This window comes from Companilactobacillus sp. FL22-1, from assembly GCF_043951805.1.
Lineage (GTDB): Bacteria > Bacillota > Bacilli > Lactobacillales > Lactobacillaceae > Companilactobacillus.
This window is the reverse complement of sequence record NZ_JBINJY010000001.1, coordinates 178,640-200,621: the sequence shown is the minus strand read 5'-3', so window position 1 is coordinate 200,621 and position 21,982 is coordinate 178,640. Positions and strand designations below refer to the sequence as shown.

At 36.1% G+C, this 21,982-nt stretch carries 23 protein-coding genes; 16 read left to right on the top strand and 7 right to left on the bottom strand.

Annotation, left to right across the window (positions count from 1 at the left end; genetic code table 11):
* Positions 1 to 39: 39 nt before the first annotated feature.
* From ACG72T_RS00935 to ACG72T_RS00925, 3 genes are all read left to right on the top strand, one after another.
* Complete coding sequence (locus ACG72T_RS00935) at positions 40 to 648, top strand: histidine phosphatase family protein (protein WP_395264063.1); 609 nt, start codon at positions 40 to 42, stop codon at positions 646 to 648.
* Between the two features lie 9 nt (positions 649 to 657).
* On the top strand, positions 658 to 1,365 hold the full coding sequence (gene ubiE, locus ACG72T_RS00930) for a bifunctional demethylmenaquinone methyltransferase/2-methoxy-6-polyprenyl-1,4-benzoquinol methylase UbiE (RefSeq protein ID WP_395264169.1): 708 nt from the start codon (positions 658 to 660) through the stop codon (positions 1,363 to 1,365).
* A 239-nt stretch (positions 1,366 to 1,604) separates the two neighbouring features.
* On the top strand, positions 1,605 to 2,555 hold the full coding sequence (locus ACG72T_RS00925; protein ID WP_395264062.1) for a LacI family DNA-binding transcriptional regulator: 951 nt from the start codon (positions 1,605 to 1,607) through the stop codon (positions 2,553 to 2,555).
* Between the two features lie 585 nt (positions 2,556 to 3,140).
* Here ACG72T_RS00925 and ACG72T_RS00920 read toward each other — a convergent pair.
* Positions 3,141 to 3,578, bottom strand: a complete 438-nt coding sequence (locus ACG72T_RS00920; RefSeq protein WP_395264060.1) for an Hsp20/alpha crystallin family protein — start codon at positions 3,576 to 3,578, stop codon at positions 3,141 to 3,143.
* A 165-nt stretch (positions 3,579 to 3,743) separates the two neighbouring features.
* Here ACG72T_RS00920 and ACG72T_RS00915 point away from each other — a divergent pair, with 165 nt between their 5' ends.
* The 3 genes from ACG72T_RS00915 to ACG72T_RS00905 all read left to right on the top strand — a co-directional run bounded on the left by ACG72T_RS00915 (position 3,744) and on the right by ACG72T_RS00905 (position 6,636).
* Positions 3,744 to 4,103, top strand: coding sequence for a DUF488 domain-containing protein (locus ACG72T_RS00915; RefSeq protein WP_395264059.1), 360 nt, complete (start codon positions 3,744 to 3,746; stop codon positions 4,101 to 4,103).
* A gap of 27 nt (positions 4,104 to 4,130) precedes the next feature.
* Positions 4,131 to 4,979 (top strand): helix-turn-helix transcriptional regulator, encoded by an 849-nt coding sequence (locus ACG72T_RS00910; RefSeq protein WP_395264058.1) that lies wholly within the window; start codon positions 4,131 to 4,133, stop codon positions 4,977 to 4,979.
* A gap of 253 nt (positions 4,980 to 5,232) precedes the next feature.
* Complete coding sequence (locus ACG72T_RS00905) at positions 5,233 to 6,636, top strand: APC family permease (protein WP_395264057.1); 1,404 nt, start codon at positions 5,233 to 5,235, stop codon at positions 6,634 to 6,636.
* Between the two features lie 12 nt (positions 6,637 to 6,648).
* Here the strand turns inward: ACG72T_RS00905 and ACG72T_RS00900 are convergent, their stop codons facing one another.
* The gene (locus ACG72T_RS00900; protein ID WP_395264056.1) at positions 6,649 to 7,422 is read right to left on the bottom strand and encodes a TerC family protein; all 774 of its coding nucleotides are present in this window, start codon (positions 7,420 to 7,422) and stop codon (positions 6,649 to 6,651) included.
* A 96-nt stretch (positions 7,423 to 7,518) separates the two neighbouring features.
* On the bottom strand, positions 7,519 to 8,883 hold the full coding sequence (locus tag ACG72T_RS00895; RefSeq protein WP_395264055.1) for a PLP-dependent aminotransferase family protein: 1,365 nt from the start codon (positions 8,881 to 8,883) through the stop codon (positions 7,519 to 7,521).
* 124 nt (positions 8,884 to 9,007) lie between these two features.
* Here ACG72T_RS00895 and pdxS point away from each other — a divergent pair, with 124 nt between their 5' ends.
* Positions 9,008 to 9,895 carry a pyridoxal 5'-phosphate synthase lyase subunit PdxS gene (pdxS, locus tag ACG72T_RS00890; RefSeq protein ID WP_395264054.1) on the top strand — a complete coding sequence of 296 codons (888 nt, stop codon included), beginning with the start codon at positions 9,008 to 9,010 and terminating at the stop codon, positions 9,893 to 9,895.
* Between the two features lie 12 nt (positions 9,896 to 9,907).
* Positions 9,908 to 10,459 carry a pyridoxal 5'-phosphate synthase glutaminase subunit PdxT gene (gene pdxT / locus ACG72T_RS00885; protein WP_395264053.1) on the top strand — a complete coding sequence of 184 codons (552 nt, stop codon included), beginning with the start codon at positions 9,908 to 9,910 and terminating at the stop codon, positions 10,457 to 10,459.
* Positions 10,460 to 10,533: 74 nt separating this feature from the next.
* On the opposite strand, the gene ACG72T_RS00880 is transcribed toward pdxT, so the two are convergent.
* Complete coding sequence (locus ACG72T_RS00880; RefSeq protein ID WP_395264052.1) at positions 10,534 to 11,925, bottom strand: Nramp family divalent metal transporter; 1,392 nt, start codon at positions 11,923 to 11,925, stop codon at positions 10,534 to 10,536.
* Positions 11,926 to 12,183: 258 nt separating this feature from the next.
* Between ACG72T_RS00880 and ACG72T_RS00875 the strand changes: the two genes are divergently transcribed.
* Positions 12,184 to 12,651, top strand: coding sequence for a hypothetical protein (locus ACG72T_RS00875; RefSeq protein ID WP_395264051.1), 468 nt, complete (start codon positions 12,184 to 12,186; stop codon positions 12,649 to 12,651).
* A 185-nt stretch (positions 12,652 to 12,836) separates the two neighbouring features.
* On the opposite strand, the gene ACG72T_RS00870 is transcribed toward ACG72T_RS00875, so the two are convergent.
* Together ACG72T_RS00870 and ACG72T_RS00865 are read right to left on the bottom strand one after the other, a co-directional pair.
* Positions 12,837 to 13,127 (bottom strand): bacteriocin immunity protein, encoded by a 291-nt coding sequence (locus ACG72T_RS00870; protein ID WP_395264050.1) that lies wholly within the window; start codon positions 13,125 to 13,127, stop codon positions 12,837 to 12,839.
* Entirely contained in the window at positions 13,090 to 13,374 is a 285-nt protein-coding gene (locus ACG72T_RS00865) for a hypothetical protein (RefSeq protein WP_395264049.1), read from the bottom strand. The genes ACG72T_RS00870 and ACG72T_RS00865 overlap by 38 nt, the downstream gene beginning before the upstream one ends.
* Positions 13,375 to 13,885: 511 nt before the next feature.
* Here ACG72T_RS00865 and ACG72T_RS00860 point away from each other — a divergent pair.
* From ACG72T_RS00860 to ACG72T_RS00840, 5 genes are all read left to right on the top strand, one after another.
* Positions 13,886 to 14,365 (top strand): hypothetical protein, encoded by a 480-nt coding sequence (locus tag ACG72T_RS00860; RefSeq protein WP_395264048.1) that lies wholly within the window; start codon positions 13,886 to 13,888, stop codon positions 14,363 to 14,365.
* Positions 14,313 to 14,750, top strand: a complete 438-nt coding sequence (locus ACG72T_RS00855) for a hypothetical protein (RefSeq protein ID WP_395264047.1) — start codon at positions 14,313 to 14,315, stop codon at positions 14,748 to 14,750. Before ACG72T_RS00860 ends, ACG72T_RS00855 begins: the two co-directional genes overlap by 53 nt.
* A gap of 68 nt (positions 14,751 to 14,818) precedes the next feature.
* Positions 14,819 to 15,538, top strand: coding sequence for a hypothetical protein (locus ACG72T_RS00850; RefSeq protein WP_395264046.1), 720 nt, complete (start codon positions 14,819 to 14,821; stop codon positions 15,536 to 15,538).
* Positions 15,539 to 15,552: 14 nt separating this feature from the next.
* Entirely contained in the window at positions 15,553 to 16,227 is a 675-nt protein-coding gene (locus ACG72T_RS00845) for an ABC transporter ATP-binding protein (RefSeq protein ID WP_395264045.1), read from the top strand.
* 395 nt (positions 16,228 to 16,622) lie between these two features.
* Entirely contained in the window at positions 16,623 to 16,766 is a 144-nt protein-coding gene (locus tag ACG72T_RS00840) for a hypothetical protein (RefSeq protein WP_395264044.1), read from the top strand.
* Between the two features lie 137 nt (positions 16,767 to 16,903).
* Here the strand turns inward: ACG72T_RS00840 and ACG72T_RS00835 are convergent, their stop codons facing one another.
* Complete coding sequence (locus ACG72T_RS00835) at positions 16,904 to 18,346, bottom strand: APC family permease (RefSeq protein WP_395264043.1); 1,443 nt, start codon at positions 18,344 to 18,346, stop codon at positions 16,904 to 16,906.
* 242 nt (positions 18,347 to 18,588) lie between these two features.
* On the opposite strand from ACG72T_RS00835, the gene ACG72T_RS00830 reads away from it, so the two are divergent.
* A complete protein-coding gene (locus tag ACG72T_RS00830) occupies positions 18,589 to 20,697 on the top strand; it encodes a putative ornithine decarboxylase (protein ID WP_395264042.1) in 2,109 nt (702 codons plus the stop codon).
* On the top strand, positions 20,694 to 21,959 hold the full coding sequence (locus tag ACG72T_RS00825) for an aminotransferase class I/II-fold pyridoxal phosphate-dependent enzyme (protein WP_395264041.1): 1,266 nt from the start codon (positions 20,694 to 20,696) through the stop codon (positions 21,957 to 21,959). Before ACG72T_RS00830 ends, ACG72T_RS00825 begins: the two co-directional genes overlap by 4 nt.
* The last annotated feature ends 23 nt before the right edge of the window (positions 21,960 to 21,982 follow it).

Genomic DNA, 21,982 nt, shown 5'->3' with positions numbered 1-21,982 from the left:
TAATTGATATAAATAAAAGCGCTAACAGAGGAGAGTTTTATGGTTGAATTATATATTGTCAGACATGGCGAAACAGATACCAACTACGAAGGACGCATCAATGGAATGTCAACTGACAAGCCTTTGAACGCCAATGGTATCAAACAAGTTGAGGAATTGAAAAAACATATCGATATTACTAAATTCGATGAAATTTATTCAAGTCCAATGAAAAGAGCAGTTCAAACTGCTGAGATCCTAACTGATGGTGCTTTGGAAATAAAGCAAGACAAACGTTTATATGAAGCTGATTATGGTTCATGGGATGGTCTAAAGGAATCAGATTTGCATGATAAATATCCTGATGCTTTCGATGAGAATAATTATTTATTACCAGCTTACACAAAGTATGCCAAAGATGGCGAAGAATATGATCATGTCTATCAACGGGTCAATGATTTCTTGAATGATATGGCTACTAAAGGTAATGAAAAAGTCATGGTCGTATGTCATGGATTTGTCAGCCGAGCCTTTTTAAAAGTTGTGACTGAAGCCAAAGATGTTTCTAAGATTATCCAGCCAGATAACGCAGGAGTATCGAAGTTTGTTATTTCAAAGAGTGGCACAAGCTATGTTCACTATTATGGACGAGTAAACTATATCGACTAGAGGCAAATGATGGGACTAACGAACAAAGTACCAGAAAAAGATGTACAAAAAACATTTAATGCAATTGCTGGTAATTATGATCGACTCAATACGATCATGAGTCTAGGTACACATCAACAATGGCGTAAAAAAGCTACTGCTAGAATTACCGTGGGTCCGGATAAGATTTTAGATCTTTGTTGTGGGACGGCCGACTGGACGATTATGTTAGCTAAACAATTTCCCCATGCTCAAGTTATCGGAATGGATTTTAGTCAAGAAATGTTGAAACAAGCTCAAAGTAAAGTCGCTCGATCTAACGTTACTAATGTGACTTTAGAAACTGGGGATGCGATGAATTTGATCAACTATGCAGACAGCAGTTTTGATGCAGTGACGATTGGCTTTGGACTTCGTAACGTTCCCGATGCGGCAAAAGTTTTATCGGAGATTTATCGAGTCTTAAAACCAGGAGGGCAGTTCGTCTGTCTGGAAGCCTTTAAAGTTGAGACACCAGTCATAAAAAAAGGCTGGCAATTGTATTTCAATCACGTGGTACCTTTGATGGGAAAAGTCTTTGCAAAAAAGGGTAGCGAATATCAATATCTTGATGATTCCGTTAATAAATTCGTCAGTATCAAACGCTTGGCTGAGATGATGCAGATCATTGGCTTTAAGGAGATAACAGTTGACGATTTGATGTTGAAAGCTGCCGCAATTCATTCAGCTTATAAATAAGACAAAAAAAGAACACCCGGGGAAGGTGTTCTTTTAATTTTTTAGGGGATTAAATATATATGTTATAGGGGGGATGAGATGAGATTTACTTATCTCTCATCTACAAGTAATACTATACTTGATAAGTGTGAACCAAATATTTTGAAAATGTGAAGAAATTATGAATTTTGATTTCTTTCATAAAAAAGTAAATAATTTACTTTGTAGCAAGCTAACAATTTTAATTTGAGGTGAAAACCATGGCAAATATCCGTGATGTAGCAAAACTTTCTGGACATTCAGTCTCTACTGTCTCACGAGTGATCAATCATCAGAGTTATGTAGCTGACAATACGCGCAAGGATATTTTATCGGCAATGAAACAACTAGATTATCATCCCAATGACGTGGCAAGAGCCTTGAGTATTGGGAAGACTTATCAGGTTGGAGTAGTCTTGCCTTACATTGATATTCCGTACTTCCAACGCTTAGTTTCGGCCATCACCAAAGTGGCTTTTAAAGAAAATTATCAAGTGACTCTATTGCCATCGGATTATAACGAAAAAAATGAAATAAAGTATCTAGAAATGTTGAAGCACCGCTCCTTTGATGGCTTGATTTTTACTTCTAGAACCATTTCCTTTGAAAAAATTCTTGAGTATAGTCAATATGGCACAATTACTTGTTGTGAAGATACGTTCAACTATCCCATTTCCTGTGCATATACTGACCGTAGAGAATCATATATGAAAGTTTTTGACTTATTGAAGAGATTAAAATTTCAACATATCGGCGTTACACTGAGTCGTAGTGCTAAATATAGCCAATCGACTAAGCAGACTAGTTCAGCTTTTAAAGAAATATTTGGACACGAAATCCCTAAAGAGGACTTATATATGGGTGCTTCTAATTATAGCGATGGTATTAAGGCCGCTAAGTCATTATTGCAAAGCGATTCAAAAATTCAAGTGATTTTTGCCAATAGTGATCAAGTTGCCGCCGGCATTTTACAACAATTAAAATTAATGAAGGTTGATATTCCGGTTATCGGACAAGAAGATTTTGATTACAGTCGCTTATTGAACTTTTCCACTATCGATCACAAACTAACCGAAATTGGCGAATATGCCTTTTGGTCACTTTTTGCAGATGGTATCGTCAAAAAGTCAATCCCGTCAGAGTTCATTTTGAGAGGGACTTTAATAAAATAAAAAAGAATCGATCATGAATTATTAATTCACGTCGATTCTTTTTAGTCACGAGACTGTTTTAACGCAGCCTCTTTTTTAGGGGATTGAATCTGTTTTGTAGGGGAGAAAGAATAGAAGAAACAAGTTCTATCCTGGTTTTATAACGAGCGGCTTATCATAAAAAGTTGTTAGTTTAATTTAAAAATGTAAGTGTATCTTAGATACCAATAGATAAGTCTTTTTTATTATATAAATTCTTTAGTCCTTTGTAGCTAAACGCTACATCCCATGAGAGTGGAAAAATTCCACTCTGCATTTAATAGTATAGCTTATTTTTAGTCCAACTACTACTGATAGAAGTCTAAAAACATAAAAAAACACCTCGGGGAAAGGTGTTTTAATTTAGGGGATTAAATATATATGTTATAGGGGGTGAGAAAAGGGATTAGGGATATCTCTTATCTACAAGTAATATAATACTCAATATATATTAATTAATTATTTGTAAAATGTGAAGATTTTGTGAAATCCTCTGTCAAAAGTAACTAAAAACCCGGTGATTCCAATCATAGAACCATCGGGCTTTTAGAAAAAATCAACGTTCAGTTAGTCAATATCTACGTGATGACCAGATTCGACTTTGTTTTCAAGCTTTGGCAAATTGATCTTCAAAACACCTTTGTCATATGTAGCTTTAATGTTGTTTGAATCAACTGCTGGCAAGTGATATTGTCTCGTGAAACGACCACTAGAACGTTCGCTCATGATCATATCGCCGTTTTTATCGTTATGGTCATTGAAGCTATCACGGTGTCCACTGACCGTCAAAACATTATTTTCATAGTTAATATCAATATCTTTCTTATCGAAAGCTGGCATATCTACATGGACTTGATAATCTTTATCAGTTTCCTTAATATCTGTTTTTAGAGTTGAATCTTCAGGGAAATTGTTGTCAAATATTGATGGAAAACTATTCATCCAAGAATCATTGTTAAACCAATTTCTCATCAAATTGTTACGATCCATAATTTCATTTGTCATACTACGTTACTTCCTTTCCCTTCATTACAAGTATATTATAGGTCGTGAGGGAACAAGAGTTCAAGAATTTAGCACTCTTAATTGATTAGTGCTAATTATTGGAATTTGGAAATGAATAGTTTAATTCGTGTGATACAATAAATTTTATAAAAGAAGGCTAGTGAAATGACTCAATTAATTATGAAGCGGATATATGATAAGGAATTACCGACAGGCTATCGTGTTTTGGTGGATCGCTTATGGCCTCGAGGAATGTCTAAAGTTCGAGCAGATTTGGACCTTTGGGCTAAAGAAATCGCTCCCTCAGCAGATTTACGCAAGTGGTTTGGTCATGATCCCGATAAATATGAGGAGTTCAAGAGTAAATATTTAGCAGAAATTAATACGAATTCATATACACCAGAGTTTTTAACAAGCATCAAAACGGCTTTAAAGGATCAGGATGTTCTTATACTGTATAGTGCCAAAGATCAAGAACATAATGATGCCGTAGTTTTAATGGAATATCTAAAATCTAAAGTATAAAAGTTGTAGATTGGGTTGGCTAAAAATATGGAAGAATTTGACTTACAATCTTTATTATCGAGCAACGAAAAAATGTTGATTAGATTACTGCAATCTTATGCACAGACCAGCAACATTGCGGTTTTTATCTTGGGGAATGATGATCACTTGCGTGCTGGAATTTTTGGCGAATTGGCAGAAGGCAATAATTTAGTAAAGATGAACCAATTGGCTGATTTATCTAAGTTGAGTGTCAATAAATATAAATATAATATTGAATACGCTGATGCACCGTTGCGGATAGCATCCATCAATCAACGAGTTGGTAAAGTTTGTGTTGCCAAAGATATCAAAAAAGGTACGGGAGCAGAACACGTAGCAGTTATGCAACAGCTGCAAAGTCATGCCACTTTTTTGAAAATGTTAACAGAAGACTTTTCTAAAATGATCATCCAAAATCGAGGGATCGATAATTTTATTATTAAGTATTCCCTGGATGTTAATAACGCTATTGATGAATTACAAGACAATGAAGGGCATGCTTTGCAACAGATCAAAGTAATGTCGACATCTAATACTTCGATCATTTCAGCGATTGAATACATCGATAATAACTTGAATAAACGGTTAACGCTTGATCAAGTTTCGAGTAAGGTCTATTTATCAGATTACTATTTCAGTAAACTCTTTAAACGGGAAACAGGGCTGAGTTTTTCAGTTTATTTGAATGCCCGGAAGATCCAAAAAGCAATGCTCTTACTTCGAGAGTCAGAAAAAAGTATCAATGAAATTTCGGATGCTTTAGGTTTTACACGTCTAAGTTACTTTAGTCAGACTTTTAAAAAATATACCGGCATTGCGCCCACGAAGTACAGAACTGAAAATGATAAAAAGTAGTTCTAAATGAAGATTGTGGAGTGAACCCACTTAGTTTGGAGATAAACCAAACTAAGTGGTTTTTTTGTGACGAATTTACATTTGAAGGGCAACATAGAAGAGAATACAAAACATAGCGAGTAGGGCAACCTTGTGAACATAAGATGAACAATTGTTTATAAATAATATACAAAATGACTTTTTTCATGAAAACAATTGTAGTAGACTTGAGACTTAATGTAATCGTACTACGTAGTTTTAAGGAGAGAGTTTCATGAAAAATGTCTTTAAGAAGGAATCCGTCGATACATATTTGAAGGCCGACTCCAGATTGACAAAGAGTCTCGGTGCTAGAGATTTGTTGGCCCTAGGAATTGGCGCGGTAATTGGGACTGGTATTTTTATTTTGCCGGGACACGAAGCAGCTTTGCACGCTGGACCTGCAGTGACGATTGCTTTTTTGATTGCTGCCATCGTTTCTGGATTAGTAGGAATGGCGTATGCTGAATTTTCTTCAGCGATGCCAGTAGCGGGATCGGCCTATTCTTTTGGCGCAGTTATTTATGGAGAAATTGTCGGCTGGGTACTGGGCTGGGCTTTGATTCTTGAATACTTTTTGACAGTTTCAGCGGAAGCAGTTGGATTCGCATCGTATTTCAATAATAATATCCTGGGAGCTTTTGGAGTCCATATGCCCAAGTTCCTTGCAGCTGGTCCTTTGGAAGGTGGCGGTATCAACTTATCGGCAACTTTGATTGTTTTATTGATTGCTGCCATTATTTTGAAAGGCGCTAGTCTCTCTAAAAAAGTTGAAAATGTGGCTGTTTTGATCAAGGTTGCAATTATTATTCTATTTATTGTCGTTGGGGCCTTTTATATCAAAACTAGTAATTACGTTCCTTTCTATCCCAAGCAGTTTCATACTGAACCTTTTGGAATGGGTGGAATCTCAACTGCAACGGCCACAGTTTTCTTTGCTTTTGTCGGTTTTGATGCTTTAGCTGCCAATTCAGCGGAAACAATCAATCCGAAAAAAGATGTCGTACGTGGAGTTTTGGGCACAGTCGTTGTCGCAGTTATTTTATATGTCGGTTTCTCATTTGTCCTGACTGGAATCGTTAATTATAAAGATTTAAATGTTGACGATCCGGCGGCCTATGCTTTGAAGGTGGTTCATTTGGACACTTGGAATAAATTGATCACCATTGGAGCTTTAGTGGGGATTTTTACCTCACTGTTAACGATGTTCTTCGGTGGTTCGCGTTTAGTTTATGCATTAGGCCGTGATGGTTTATTGCCTGAGAAGATGGGAGAAGTTGATGAAAAGTTTTCCGTACCTCGAAACGCCATTATCGTGGCGACAGTTGTCCAAGCATTCTTTGCTGGATTAGTGCCTTTGACTGAATTGACATCTTTGATTAACGCTGGAACGTTATTAGCCTTTGTCTTCATTTCCTTTGGAATAATTCCCTTGAGAAAACGTAAGGATATACCTAATGATGGTTTCAAAATGCCTTGGTTCCCAGTCTTACCAATTTTTGCTGGGCTGGCTAGTTTGTATTTCCTATTGATGTTACCAACTATTTCCAAAATCAGTGTTGGCTTGTGGATCACGATTGGAATCATTGTCTACTTTATCTATGGTTTGAGACATTCAAAATTACAAAATAAAAAATAGCCTCTGCGGAGACTATTTTTTTTTGCTCTTAGGAGCACGATTATTATTAATTTGGTGAATTATCAAAGTTATGACTATAGCGGCAATTAAAACACCAACGAAAACTAAGTTAGGTATTTCGATATCAATTGCTGGAATAGATAAGAATAATTTGATTGAGATGAAAAGAATCAAGAAGTACGCCATACCGTTTAATTCAGGAATACGACGCATCAAGCCCATAATCATTTCGGCGATTCCTCTCATGGCTAGGATACCGATCATGCCACCAATCAGCACGATTACGGGGTTACTAGATACAGCCAATGAAGCTAGAACTGAATCAATTGAAAAGACGATATCCATCAATTCAATCGAGATAACGACTTGCCAAAAGCGGGAGATATGTAGATGACGCTCTAAAGCATTGTCCTTATGTTCTTTTTTTGTAGCGCCATTAGTCTGACGTTTTTTGGAGAAGAAGAAGTGACTCAAGAACAGATAGAAAAGATAACCTGCTCCGAGAACTTTGATCCACCAAAAATTAATTAGATAAACTCCGATTCCGATAACTAAGAACCGAAAAATATAGGCTCCTAAAAGTCCATAAAAAAGTGATTTTTCCTGTTCGACTTTCGTTGGCAACGACTGCGTTTGTGCAGCCAAGACGACAGCGTTGTCCACTGATAGCATGCATTCCATGACTACCAAAGACAGAATAACTAGCCAATCTTCCCCCGACTCGATAACGGTTGCCCAATTATGGAGATCAAAGAATGGCCCATACATATTTACAATTGCATTCAATCAATATTCCTTGCTTTCTATTTGTTTTCCTAAACTGATAATAACAGATTGCTTTTAAGATTTACACAAAAAATATGAAAAGCAAATATCCCCATATTACATGTGAAAACTCCAAAAAGTAGGATTGATGTTGGAATCGTAATCAGAAATTGTTTGTCCAATCGTTTTGATTCCGGTCTCTATCTGGCTTTGATCGACTTGAGAAATGCTTAAACGTAATAGAGAAATATTCTTTTGTAACGGTAAAAACATCCGTGAAACGTCATCAACGAGGATATTCTTTTGAGCAAGCTGTTGCGTCAAGATAGTAGAGTTGATGCCGCGAGGTAACTTGATCGAAGTGTAAAATCCGGTTTGGGGATGATTGATCGTTGCGCCATTTGGTAAGTATCGATCGGCAACGTCCAGTAAAGTGGACATTTTTTTTGCGTAGAGTTGCTTGATATTTTTTAGGTGGACTGTAAACATCCCATTTTCCATAAAAGTGGCCAAGGTGGCTTGAGAAAGAGTGGAGGTGTAAGAATCTAAATATGATTTGTACTCCAAAAAAGCTGGAATCAGCACTTCTGGAACCACGATAGCGGCGATACGTAAACTGGGCAAGAATATTTTAGAGAAACTCTTCAAGTAGATAACCCGACCATTTGGAGAATCTGAGAAGAGTGGGTCACGTTTAGAGATTTGATCAATATCACCCAAATAATCGTCCTCAACCAAGTAGACATCGTATTTTTCAGCTAAATTTAACAGTTTTTGTTTTTCCTTTTTTGAATAGGAGTGTCCTAATGGATTTTGGAACCGACTCATAAGGTAGAAAAATTTTATTTCGTCATTTTTAAAGATTGATTCCAGACGTTTGAAATCAATTTCGTCGTTACTGATATCGATTCCGAGGATCTTACGGTTCGTTAGTTTAGCCGCGTGCAATATCCCGGAATAAGTCGGTTGTTCAACTAAGATATTTTCACGACCATTAGGAAAGGGCATATTCAGCAAAATATTGACAGCTTGTTGCGCACCCGAAGTTATGATCAGACGATCTAAAGATGTGAAGACTTGTTGAGTTTGCAAATAACGTTGAACTTGTTGCCGTAGCGATAATAAGCCTGTGGGTTCACCATAAGAAAGAATCTCCTTGGGATGATTAGCAATAATTTGATTGTAGCAGTGAGCGAGATTGGCAAAACTAAAGAATGATAAGTCAGGGCCAGCAGTTAGAAAGTCGATTTTTTGAGTTGGTTTCGCTGGTTCAAAGGAATTTTCAGTTACAAAGAAGCCCTTTTGAGGGATCGAGTAAATTAAATGTTCGCTTTCTAAAGCCGCTAAGGCTTTGATCACAGTGGTCTTACTGACAGAAAATTGTTGAGCTAAACGCCTAATTGATGGGACTTGATCGCCAGCTAATAGTTCTTGGTTGATAATTCGTCTTTTAATAGATTCTTGGATAGTTTGGTATTTCATCACAATTCCTCTCAAGTGTACTGGTACAGTTGTCGATTTCCCGTGTTTACAATTGTAGCATGTCTTCATAATATGAGAACTACCAAGAGGTTTTTGACCAGAAATTGAAGGGAGATTTTTTAAGATGAAAGTTACAGGAACAGAAGTTGTTAAACGGGGAATGGCGCAGATGCAAAAAGGTGGCGTAATTATGGACGTTGCCAATGTTGAACAAGCTAAAGTTGCCGAAGCTGCAGGAGCAGTAGCAGTAATGGCTTTGGAAAAGGTACCTTCTGATATTAGAGCTGAAGGTGGTGTGGCTAGAATGTCTGATCCAGCCATGGTCGAGGAAATTATGGGAGCTGTTTCGATTCCTGTAATGGCTAAATGCCGAATTGGCCACTTTGCGGAAGCTCGTATTTTGGAAAGCTTAGGTGTGGATTATATTGATGAAAGTGAAGTTTTGACGCCAGCTGATGATAATTATCATATTGACAAACAAGATTTCACGGTACCATTTGTCTGTGGTTGCCGAGATTTAGGTGAAGCTTTACGTCGAATCGGTGAGGGAGCTTCAATGCTTAGAACTAAAGGCGAACCTGGTACTGGCGATATCATTGAAGCCGTCCGTCACATGCAAAAGGTTAATCAACAAATTCGTCAGATTGCCAGTGAGAGACCGGAAAATCTGATGGCGATTGCCCGTGATCTGCGTGCTCCTTATGAATTAGTTCAAGAGGTTCATGAGCAAGGTAAATTGCCAGTAGTCAACTTCGCAGCCGGTGGGGTTTCAACTCCAGCTGATGCGGCATTAATGATGAATTTAGGTGCTGATGGAATCTTCGTTGGGTCCGGAATCTTTAAATCAGAAAATCCTGAAAAGTTTGCTAGAGCAATAGTTTCAGCCACGGCACATCCAACCGACTATCATTTGATTGCCGAAGTTTCAAAGAATCTAGGTAATCCGATGAAAGGAATCGACGTTTCAACCTTAGCTGATGTAGAGAAAATGGCTCCTAGAGGCATGGAATAGGAAGTGAATCAGATGATTATTGGTATCTTAGATTTGCAAGGGGCGGTAGCTGAACACCAACAGATGTTAAAGCAATGCCAAGTCGCAAGTAGATTAGTAAAAACTCCCGCTGATTTAAAAGATTTAGCAGGTTTGATTATTCCTGGCGGCGAAAGTACTGCCATCAAAAAATTATTGATTCGAGAAAATATGTTGGAGCCACTAAAAGCAATGGTAGCGGCTGGCTTTCCTGTTTTTGGTACATGTGCTGGCCTAGTTTTATTGACGCAAACTGAAAGCTTAGCTGGTTTTGATGGCGAGGTCGTTCGAAATGGTTTCGGTCGGCAAAAGGATAGCTTTGAAGAAGATTTGACTGTTTTAGGTTTTGATTCTCCCTTTGTAGGTATTTTTATCCGTGCGCCATACTTAAAGAGCGTCGGTTCCAAGAGTCAAGTTCTGGCCAAGACCGATGATGGACGGATCGTTGCGGCTATTCAAGACAATCTCTTAGTCACAGCCTTTCATCCGGAATTGACTGCCGATACTAGATTCCATCAGTTATTCATTCAAGCATGCGTTAAATAGATTAATAATATCAAAATAAAAAAGATTCGAATCTGACTTGAAAATCAGATGTCGAATCTTTTTTTGATTAATATCTAGGCAGTAGGTACGAATGTTGTATAAATCAACCAAATATTTAGAATAGTCAAGATAACTGCAACGGCGTAACCGATATATTTGACCCAGTTATTATTGGTAAATTCACCCATTAGTTCTTTATTACTTGTGAACTTGATCAATGGGAAAATTGAGAATGGTAAAGCGACACTCAAGAATACTTGTGAGAAAGTCAATAGAGATTCAATCTTAGCTTCGTTACCATGATAGATAATAGCGAAGGTAATAACTGGAATAATTGACATCAAACGAGTGATTACTCGACGTGCCCAGAGTTTCATCTTCATGTGGACGAAACCTTCCATAACGATCTGACCAGATAATGTACCAGTAATAGTTGAATTTTGACCAGAAGCTAGTAAGGCAATGGCGAACAAAATACTCAAGACAGGACTGGCAACAGCGCCGGCAACTTTTGGATCTTGCAAAGCATTGAACAAGTCAACGAAACGACCTAATTCACTATTTGTTCCATAGAATAAAGCAGCACCAAGAAGTAGTAACAAGACATTGACTACAAAGGCTAATGTCAATTGAATGTTAGAATCCCAAGTTGAGAAACGAACGGCTTGATGAACACTCTTAGGATCTTCACGGTCGTATTTTCTCGCTTGTGAGATGGAAGAATGCAAGTACAAGTTATGTGGCATAACCGTAGCACCAACAATACCTAATGATAGGTACAACATACTTTGATTTTGTAAAATCTTAGGGTCTGGTACAAAGCCGACAACCATTTGACCCATATCAGGTTTAGCTAAAATAACTTCGTATAAGAAGACGAACAAAATAACCATGATCAAGGTAGCAACGATTGCTTCGATTTTTCTAAAGCCAAGTTTCATCAAGACTAATAGTAAAAGCACATCGAAGGCCGTGATGATAACACCCCAGAGTACTGGAATGCCGAAAAGCAATTTTAGAGCAATCGCGGAACCGATAATTTCAGCAATATCAGTTGCCATAATCGCTAACTCGGTGATGATCCAGAGAATGAATCCACCAAATTTTGTAGTTCTATCTCTAGTTAACTGTGCTAAATCTCTTCCGGTCACAATTCCTAGTTTAGCTGACATGTATTGTAGTAACATCGCAATTAAACTAGAAATTAAGACTACGGATAGAAGTTTATATTTAAATTGGGCACCACCAGCAATGGAAGTTACCCAGTTACCTGGATCCATATAACCTACGGCGACTAAGGCACCTGGACCACTATATGCTAACAGAGTTTTAAAGAAACCGGCGTCTTTTGGTACTTCGACAGAATCGTTAATTTCCTCCAGGGAAGGGCCGTTAGCATAATGAATTAAACTCTCGTGTTTTTTATTTTTATCACTCAAATTTTTATCCCCCTTTTTCCATGACATATAATAACACTTTAAAAATCGTTTTAATACACTTTAAATAAAATAATTAAGCTCACCTAAAAATGTAAACGTTATTTTTTAACTCCAACATGTATTCAGCTAAAAGAAATGATTTAGCACGGTTAAAAGTGATTTATCTGTCTAGAAAAAGCTTGCTTTCATGAATTTACTATCTAAGTACGATACAATATAGGTAGTAGATGGGTTTGAAATCGATCGTGACATGATTATAATGACTAGAAAAGGGATAAAGTTAAAATGAGTGTAATATTGTTAATAGTTGATGTGATCTTTTTCCTAGGGGCAGCCTTTAATGTTTATTGGCAGTCACAAATCGAGATAAGATCAATATATAAAGTTTCATCATTAATCTTTGCAACCTTTATTGGTGCATGGCTGTTAGTATCGCCAACCAGTCAATTATCGTATATCGTGATGGTAGCATTGTTTATGCTCTTAACTATCATGAATGGTGTCGGTGGCGTCGGCGAAAAGAGGATCGTCTTGAACGGTTTCTATTCTGGTGTTTTGGATTATGCTCAAGTGGTTCATGTAACTTTGATTCCAATTGAAGTAGAAGGACGCAAACCAAAAGTAGCAGTAATCTTTAATACCAAGCGACCACAACAAGTGGAAATGAATTTTAATATTTCCTATAAAGATATGGAGAAGTATTTGCAAAAGAAATTATCCAATGATGCTTCAGTTGAAGTGGGACAAATATAAATTAAAATAACATCATTTTGAAAAAAGGTAGTATTAACTGATTATTTACAGTTAGTACTACCTCTTTTATTTGATTTTACAAACAATATTAAGCAATTAACATAAGTAAGAACCAGATGCTAGATAGCTGTCTTTTTTTTCGTACTAATATCCATATGAAATATACGATAGTTTAATTAGTTCGCCTAATTATCGGCTTGACTCTTGGATAAAATGATATGGTTTTTTGTCACCACGTTAGAAAGAGCAATATTCATTCTACTTAGAATATAGGGTACTGAAGATTCTTGTTTTTCTAATTCATCTTTATGAGCAATTAGAACTTTGCGAAGGGCATTATCTTCTGGTGTATCATTCAATACATTATTGATGATTGATATTGCCGCCTGGGCACGATCTGAACCGCCAGAGAACCACTTGATTGTTATTATTTCCTCCTTATAAGTTAGCACCCCAGAGATTGTTACCAAGATCATTATATGAGAAGGCTTTTCTCCAAGATACCTTTTCTTGATCATTTAACTTAATATTTTCAGATAGTTTAATCACTGGAGCTTTATTGAAGAAATACTGTAAACAACCAGTGAAGGCTACACCTTCACTTTTTTTGAGTTCGATAAGAGTTTCATTGACGAAATTGGCCGTTTCAGTACCACGATATCTTTTTTCTAGTTCAAGACTTAAATCGGTGAATGAATTGATAATACTAGTTTTGTCTACCATTGTTATTTCCTCCTATTTGTAATTAATATTACATGTTGAGATGGTTTCTAAGTAGAAAATATCTTCAATATGGGGTATATGTATCCTCAATGGGGTGAATATAAGCCTTTCAAGACTTAATACTATTAATTAAATTACTATAGTCGCCAGGTGTAAAAGGCAAGATATGTTTTATGAGGAAACTTGTCGTTCTAATACTTTTATTAAGAAAGAATATTTTCTACTAGAGTATCAACAATTTACTGAACCGTAATACTGATAACCCCCCTTGAATGATTGGTATTTAGTAATGAATTGCTTTGCAGTAAATGATTAAGAGTACTGTAAAGCAATTGAAGAACTAATTTTAAATATAAACCTAAGAATTTATGATAAAGAATTTTTAAATAAATAATTATAGTTGGAATTTTTTCGAAATAAAACAATTTTTTGACTTTGAAATCAAAGGGATATATATTAAAGATAATTTCAGGAGGATGTTTAAACATGTGGTATCTGATCATATAAGCCAATGAAAAGAAACGAAGTAACGATAACTATGATGAGAGCATTCTTTCCCGGTTTGCTAGGTGTAGGTTCAAATGAGAACACGGGAGATGCTGCAAAAGAATCAATGGGTGAACAATTAGAACGATTTGCTTTGTACAAAAGTACTGCTAGAACTTTAGATCATCTGACCGCATTTGAATTTCTAAAGATGAAAAATGAGACTGTGCTATATAAGTATGTGAGAATGGCTAATAATGACAGACAATTTTTAGATTCAACTGGAGCTGGATCGGGAAGTTTTTCCACGTATGCAATTGAACATGGATTTCTTGAATTTGTAGAGCGTCAAAGTTTTGTTTACACTTTTTTAACAAAGAATTCTGGACAGTGTATTGATGAAAAAATTGTAAAACGAACCGATGTTGATTATCAAAGTCTTTTAAGGGACTATGACTCAGTTAGTTTTAGGGGCGGACAGAAATTTATTAGTAGCCATCAATAAATCTTATGGTGAAGCTCTTGAAGGATATAGTAGTCCGAATGATTTGAAAAAACTAGAAACAGATAACGCCAGTGGTCAACAATATAGTCAAAGATTTTATTCAAGCATGAATGCTCCAGCCTTATATAACACTTATGAGTTTTTAATAAATAGTAATAATCATTTGGAAGATTATCACTATTTAAATCATGTACAACAATATTCTATCGGACAAGAAATACATAACTTTGCAAGTTTTTTTGATTGTAAAGTGTTCCTGATAATGCTGAAGAATAATAGAATTGAAAATACGATAAAAACAATAAAAATGTTCTCTCCTGAAATGTATCCGCATATAAATAATGAGTTAATAAAACCTGAAGATTTTAAAATATCTTTTTTTTAAAGATTCTAATCAAAAATTTCCCAATGCAGGTAAATATTTGCCATTTCCCTAGATAAGGAGACTAATCTATGATAAAAAAAATTAAGAGCCTAGTGTATTTCGAGCTAAATATTACGTTAGATAATAAAATCGTTCTTGTTTATACATTAGTTTTCCCGATTATATTTTTGCTTTTTAACCGAAATGCCAATATTACTAATGATTCATATTTATATGGATATTGGTCTTATATAATTGTAACCGGAATCTTAAGTGGTATTGTTGCAGGAACGATAAGTATGAGAGAATCAAATTTTTTAAAAATGTTTAGTTACTTAGCCAAATCAAAAGGATATGTATTTGTCTCTAATTTGATCTCTCAAATTATAGTATTAGAACTAGAATTATTAATATTCAATATATTTTCTATGTTAATTGCAAGAAATTTTAACATAAAAATTATCATCTATTGCTTCCTATCATCACTAATTATGATTCCGTTGTGCGGAATGTTTGTTTCATTCTTTTTAGTCATGAAGATGAGACAGAATACATTCAATGTTTTATTAAATGGTTATTTATTAATTATGCTAGCAAGCTTCTATGTTAAGTTCAATACCACAATAACATGGATTTTGATGGCAATTAATCCATTTGTTTATTTCTCTAACATGTATAAGTTGTTTACATTTCAGCAAGTTGATTTTATTAATTTGGTTGTACTTGTTTTCCTAGGAATAGCATATTCATTGATTGGAGTAATATCCATAAGAAGAATGCCTATTATTGGAGTTACGAATAGATATTAATAGAGGAGTTAAATATGCAAATAAAAAATTTTACATTTAAATTTAAAAAAGAACCAGATTGGTTATTTCATAATTTAAATATTAATTTTTCTTCGGAAAAAATCAATGTCATTATTGGACCAAATGGAATTGGCAAGTCTACATTATTGGACTTCATTGCCGATGCAGATGACAATCGAAATAATAAAATTTTTGAAGATTTTCCACGAAGAGAACGAATTGCATATCAATTACAAGGAGTTCCCTTTATTGGACAGACTACAGTGAAAAAAACTATTGATATGCTCCTACAAATTGATGGTAATGACAATGTTCAAAGAGAAAATCCAGATTACATTGCTAGAATTTATCCTAAAAAGATGAGTGAATTATCAGGTGGTCAAAGAAGACTCGTTGTAATTTATGGAATAAGTCTATTAGATAGAGATTTATATCTGTTTGATGAACCTGAAAGCGGATTAGATCCTGAAATGTCAAAAAAAGTGATATCTCTCATTGGTGATATTCAGAAAAGCGGAAAAAAAGTAATAATGACAACTCATCAATTTTCCAATATGAGTGATGAGCAACAATTATATTTTCTTAGTGGTCAAAGATGTGCATTTGTCGGTTCTAAAACTGAATTGTTAAATCTTACGAATACAGATGATATTTCTAAATCATACGAATATTTAAATAACAAATACTAGGATAAGAGCATATTGACATAAATGATTTAAAGCATGCATCATTGCTGATATCTATTTTTAAACCGTGTGAATTTGAGGTAAATCCTGATTTATTATATTGTAAAACACTTATTGATATCATTGATTTATACGAAATTAAAAATAAGATATTGACCAATTTTATTTATTCAAGAGATAAAATTTCGTCAGAACATAAAATAAGTAAAATAGATGTGATGAATCATAATTTGGATGATTTAACGGCATATATTTTATTTGATACTAAAAATTACTCTCTTTCAAAAGATTACTTTAATCTCTTGAAAGAGTACGAATATCCAACTCTTTTTTCGAAAGAAAGTAAGTTATTAGGTGTTAGGAGGGCAGGACAATGAAATTAAGATCAATCATTCGAAATGATTCCCAATACATGGGCAATTGAATTTGCAAGTCGAGACAAAGCACACTCAGTGTATGAAAAAGTAAAAAAAGCATATGAGTCAGATCTGGGTAGCATTACTGTTACTAAGACCGAGATTGGTAAATTTTGGATGCCATAAAATTATTGATACCGAGGAATACTGATGAATTTTGAAGAGCAAAAGAATCATCAGGGTAAAACTTTTTCCTCAATCAATACGATTCTAAATATTTTCCAAAAATAAAAACTCCTCAGATAATTTCTGAGGAGTTTTTATTAGTTCAATTCACGTTGTTGCTCACGTTTACGAAGCCATGGCATAACAAAGCCAAGTCCGAATAAGACGATAACAGTAACGAAGTTCAATAGTAATTGATGATTGAAAGCAACAGTACCGATCTTAGCTTCTTGAGGGATGAATCCTAAAGTAGCACAGATGAAGGTAAAGGCTAAACACCAGCCGCCGACTAGCAAGGCACCAGTACGGTTTTTGATGAAAGTATAATCTGAGTGAAACTTGTCTTGATTCCAACGCATGGCAACGAAAGCGAAGAAGACCCAACAAGTCTTATATGGTGAGATGATACCGTTAATGTTTAACAACCAGTTATAAATCGTATTGATATTTGGTAAAGTACCTGTCAATAGCAATAGGAATAAACTCAAACCAGTAGTCATTGTGTAACTGTGGATTGGACGACCATTTTTGTTAGTCTTAGTGATCCATTTAGGCATGAATTTGTCAGCAACATCACCGGCAAAGACCCGACTAGAGGCATCTAGTAAGACAGCTAATTGAGCCATCATGAAGATTGCTTGGACAACGGCGAAGATGTACATCAATAACTTACCTACGCCCAAACTATTGCCAAGAAGTTGGAAAGCATAGTAAGGGCCGTTCATCTTGAAGTCATGTGGAATGTGGTTGGCATTGAAGAACATTGCCAAAGCTAAGGTACCAAAGATAGTTAAGAAACCAGTCATGATAGCTAGTAACCACATAGCTTTGGGAAATTCATGTTTTGGATCACGCATTTGCACAACATATGGAGCAGCCAATTCAGCACCAGACATGGCGAAGATCAACAGCCCGGTCGTTGAGAAGTATTTCAGACTAAATGACGGTTTGAAGGCTCCCCAGTTGAATGGTTGCGTAGCGATGTGATGACCGTGCATAACGGCATATCCAGCCAATAAAACGAATAACATCGACATGATGAACATGGCACCACCACCTATAAGTGACAGAATTTCGAGTGAATTTTTAATAACATTTTCTAAAAGAATGAAGATCAAAATGATGATAAAAGTTAAGATACCGAACCAGAAAGTCGACATCTTTTTGTCTAAAGTGTTGTTACCTAAGAACATCCAACTGAATGAAACGATAACCGAGTTTGAAACGTCAACGATGTAAGGCACACTTTGAACCCAATACATCCATGAAGTCCAGTAGCCAAGTGTATCGTTACTACTATGACGAACCCATGAGGACAGACCTCCAGCTTGATTATCAAAGGTTAAACTCATTTGACTTGAAATCAATGCATAAGGAATAACGTACGAGAACAATAGGAAAATCCATGAGATAACTACAGATAGTCCTTGGTTTTGAAATGGATAAAAGATATTTTCAAAACTGATGATGGTAACGAAGTCGATCAAAGCAATGACCGGCCAGCTCAAATAATGTTTTTTAGTTGGTTCTAATGTTTCCAATTTTATTTTCCCCCGAATTGTATGTGAAGTCTTGATATATCAGGATTTTTAACTTTGGGGGTTTCAGCGTCAGCAAAGAACTGAGGAATTTCACTTGTTTACTACCTCGATCTGTATATATAATCAATGCCGTGATATTTTTTTATAAAACTTAGCTGTAAAAAAACATACCCAAAAAAGTATAATGATTTATATAATATTTTCAATAGTTTTATGAAAAATTTGAAAAATAGGGGGAAATTATGAATTTTCTGAAAATTGCCATTGGTAATGATGTGAAAGTAAGCCATTCTAGTGAGTGGGAGACAATTCCATTCAACGAAAATATCAATGTAGCTGAATTGGCAGCAATTGTTTTGAATCAAAATGATACTGCTGCCTTGAAGGTTGCAAAAAATCTACAAGTAGCGTCAGGACTCGGCATCCCTATTATTAAAATAAGCCAAAAAGAAATTACAGAATCAGAGATCTACTCACAAGCACTAGATTATCAACAAAAAATGGTGCCAGGTTTCTTAAGCGATTTAGTTAATTTTGCCAAGGACCGACCAATTAGTTTTACGACTCCAGGCCATCATAATGGTCAGTACTATGAAAAACATCCAGCTGGGGTAGTTTTTAATCGGTTCTTTGGAAAGAACTTAATGTTTGCAGATACGAGCGATACAGTCGCTGAATTAGGAGATACGATGACACATGGCGGGACTCCTTTGACAGCTGAACAAAAAGCGGCCCAAACTTATCACGCAGACAAAGTTTATTTTTGTACGAATGGGACGACTAGTGCTAACTCAATTTGTGCCAGCGCCTTATTAACGGACGATGATTTGGTTTTATTTGACCGTAACAATCACAAGTCACTTTATAATAGTGCCTTGGTAATGGGCGGAGCTAAGCCAGTTTATATCCCAACTGATCGTAACCCGCTGGGATTGATTGGTGAAATGAATCCGAAAGCTTTGGATGAAGATAATATTCGTGCAGAAATTGCCAAAGTAGATCCTAAAAAAGCTCAAGCTAAGCGGCCTTTTAGATTAGCCATTGTTCAATTGGAAACTTATGATGGCGTCTTTTATGATGCTGACTGGATGATCAAGAAAATCGGCAAACTCTGTGATTACATTCTTTTTGACTGTGCCTGGGGTGGATTTGAACAATTTGTCCCAATTATGAAGCATCTCTCACCACTGTCCTTAGAATATGGACCTGATGATCCTGGCATTCTAGTTACCCAATCGCTGCATAAGCAACAAGGCGGTTTAGCTCAAACGTCACAGATTTTGAAAAAGGATGCTCATTTGAAAGGTCAGAGTCGTTATGTTGACCACAAACACTTCAATAATGCCTATCTCAAATTTGTTACTTCCAGTTATTCATATCCTATCTATGCTTCTTTGACAGTGAATTCATACTTGACCTCTGGGCAGGGAAACGTCAATTGGTGGGATGAGACACTTCGCTTAGGAATTGATTGGCGCAAACAATTGTTAAAGAAGTCGAAATTGTTCCGACCCTTGGTACCAGATAATTTTTTAGAGATCAGTACCGATAAATTAGCTACCCAAAGTAAATATTGGTCACTCAACGCAAGCGATAATTGGCATGGATTCAAAGAAGTAGCATCAGGGCAAGCAATTCTTGACCCTTTGAAGATCACCGTTATAACGCCTGGTATTGATGTCAAACAGGCAAAATATCAAGATCAAGGTATTCCTGGACCAGTAGTAGCTGAATTCTTAATGGAGCAACGTATCATTCGGGCTAAAGATGATCTGAACTCATTATTGTTTCTCTTAACGCCAGGAGATTCTAAGGCAGAATTGGATTCATTATTGGCAGCCTTTTTAAAATTTGAAGAATTTTATTTAGCGGATGCGCCGTTAGAAAAAGTCTTGCCAAAATTAGTACAACAGTATCCCAACCGTTATGACGGCTATACCTTACAACAATTGTGCCAAGAGATGCATCAGTATTATCGAAAAAATAAAACTTTTATTTTGCAAAAAGACTTGTTCGCTAAGCCTAATATGCAAAACTATACTATGACACCTAAATTAGCCGATCAATTATTTATGAAGAATCAAAGTGAATTGGTGGATTTACAAAATATTCAAGGCCGGATTGCTGTTGAAGGTGCTTTGCCATACCCACCAGGAGTCTTTATTGTTGCTCCCGGAGAGAAGTGGGGACAGATCGATCAACGATACTTTGAGGTTTTAGTCGGAGCAATAGAGCGTTTTCCAGGCTTTGTGCCCGAAATTCAAGGTGTATATTGGGATAAAAATGCTGATGGCAGTATTTCAGTTCAAGCAGAAGTATTGAAGAATAATTTAGAGGAGAATTATAAATGACATTATCGTGGAAGACAGGTTTACCTGAAGAATTGAGTCAAAAGATTGAAAAGGTTGAAAAGATGATTCAACCAAGACTTGCAGAGATTGATCAACAAGTTCTCTATAATCAACAACGAGTTTTGAACTTGTTTAGAGAAAATCAAGTTGGTGAAGAGGATTTAGTACCATCGACTGGCTATGGTTATGATGATATCGGCCGTGATAAAATTGAAAAAATTTATGCCGGTTACTTCAAAACTGATGATGCTTTAGTTCGTCCCCAATTTGCCTCTGGTACTCATGCGATTTCAACAGCTCTTTTCAGCATGCTGCGTCCTGGGAATACTCTTTATTATTTAACAGGAACCCCATATGATACGATCCAAGAGGTTATTGGCTTGGCTGGTAATAAACGTGGCAACATGATGGAATATGGTATCAAATTTGCTACAACTGAATTACTAGATGATGGGTCAGTCGATTATGCTAACGCTGAAAAAGCTTTGAAAGCTGACAATTCGATCAAAGTCGTTGCCATCCAACGTTCACGTGGTTATGCCGTTCGTGATAGTTTTACGGTGGCAAAGATTGCTAAGATGATCAAATTTGTTAAGTCAATCCGTCCGGATGTAAACGTCTTTATTGACAACTGTTATGGCGAATTTTCCGAAATGGAAGAACCAACTTTCTACGGTGCTGATATTATGGCTGGTTCACTTTACAAAAATGCCGGTGCCGGAATTGTAAAGAGTGGTGCATACTTAGTCGGTCGCGAAGATTTGATTGATGGCGCTGGTTCGCGTTTAACCGTTCCTGGTGCTGGTAAAGGTGAGGGTGCTACTTGGGGTTACTTGCGTGACTTCTATCAAGGATTCTTCATGGGCGCCCATACGACTGGTGAAGCTTTGAAAGGGATGATTTTTACTGCCGCTCTCTGTGAAGAAATGGGTATGACGGTTTCTCCTAAGTGGGATGCGCCTAGAACTGATATCGTTCAAACAGTCAACTTTGGTAAGCCAGATCCAATGGTTGCTTTCTGTGCCGCCATTCAACATTATTCACCAATGAATTCTTTTGTCGATCCAATTCCTAGTCACCAAGATGGTTATGAAGATGACGTCGTGATGGCTTCTGGAAGTTTCGTTGAAGGTTCAACGATTGAACTTTCATCCGATGGTCCGCTCAGACCTCCATATGCTTTATATATCCAAGGTGGTTTGTCATACGCTCATGTACAAATTGCAATTACACAAGCTGTTAAAGAAACATTTTATAAATAATTCAAAAAAGTTCGCCGATTAAT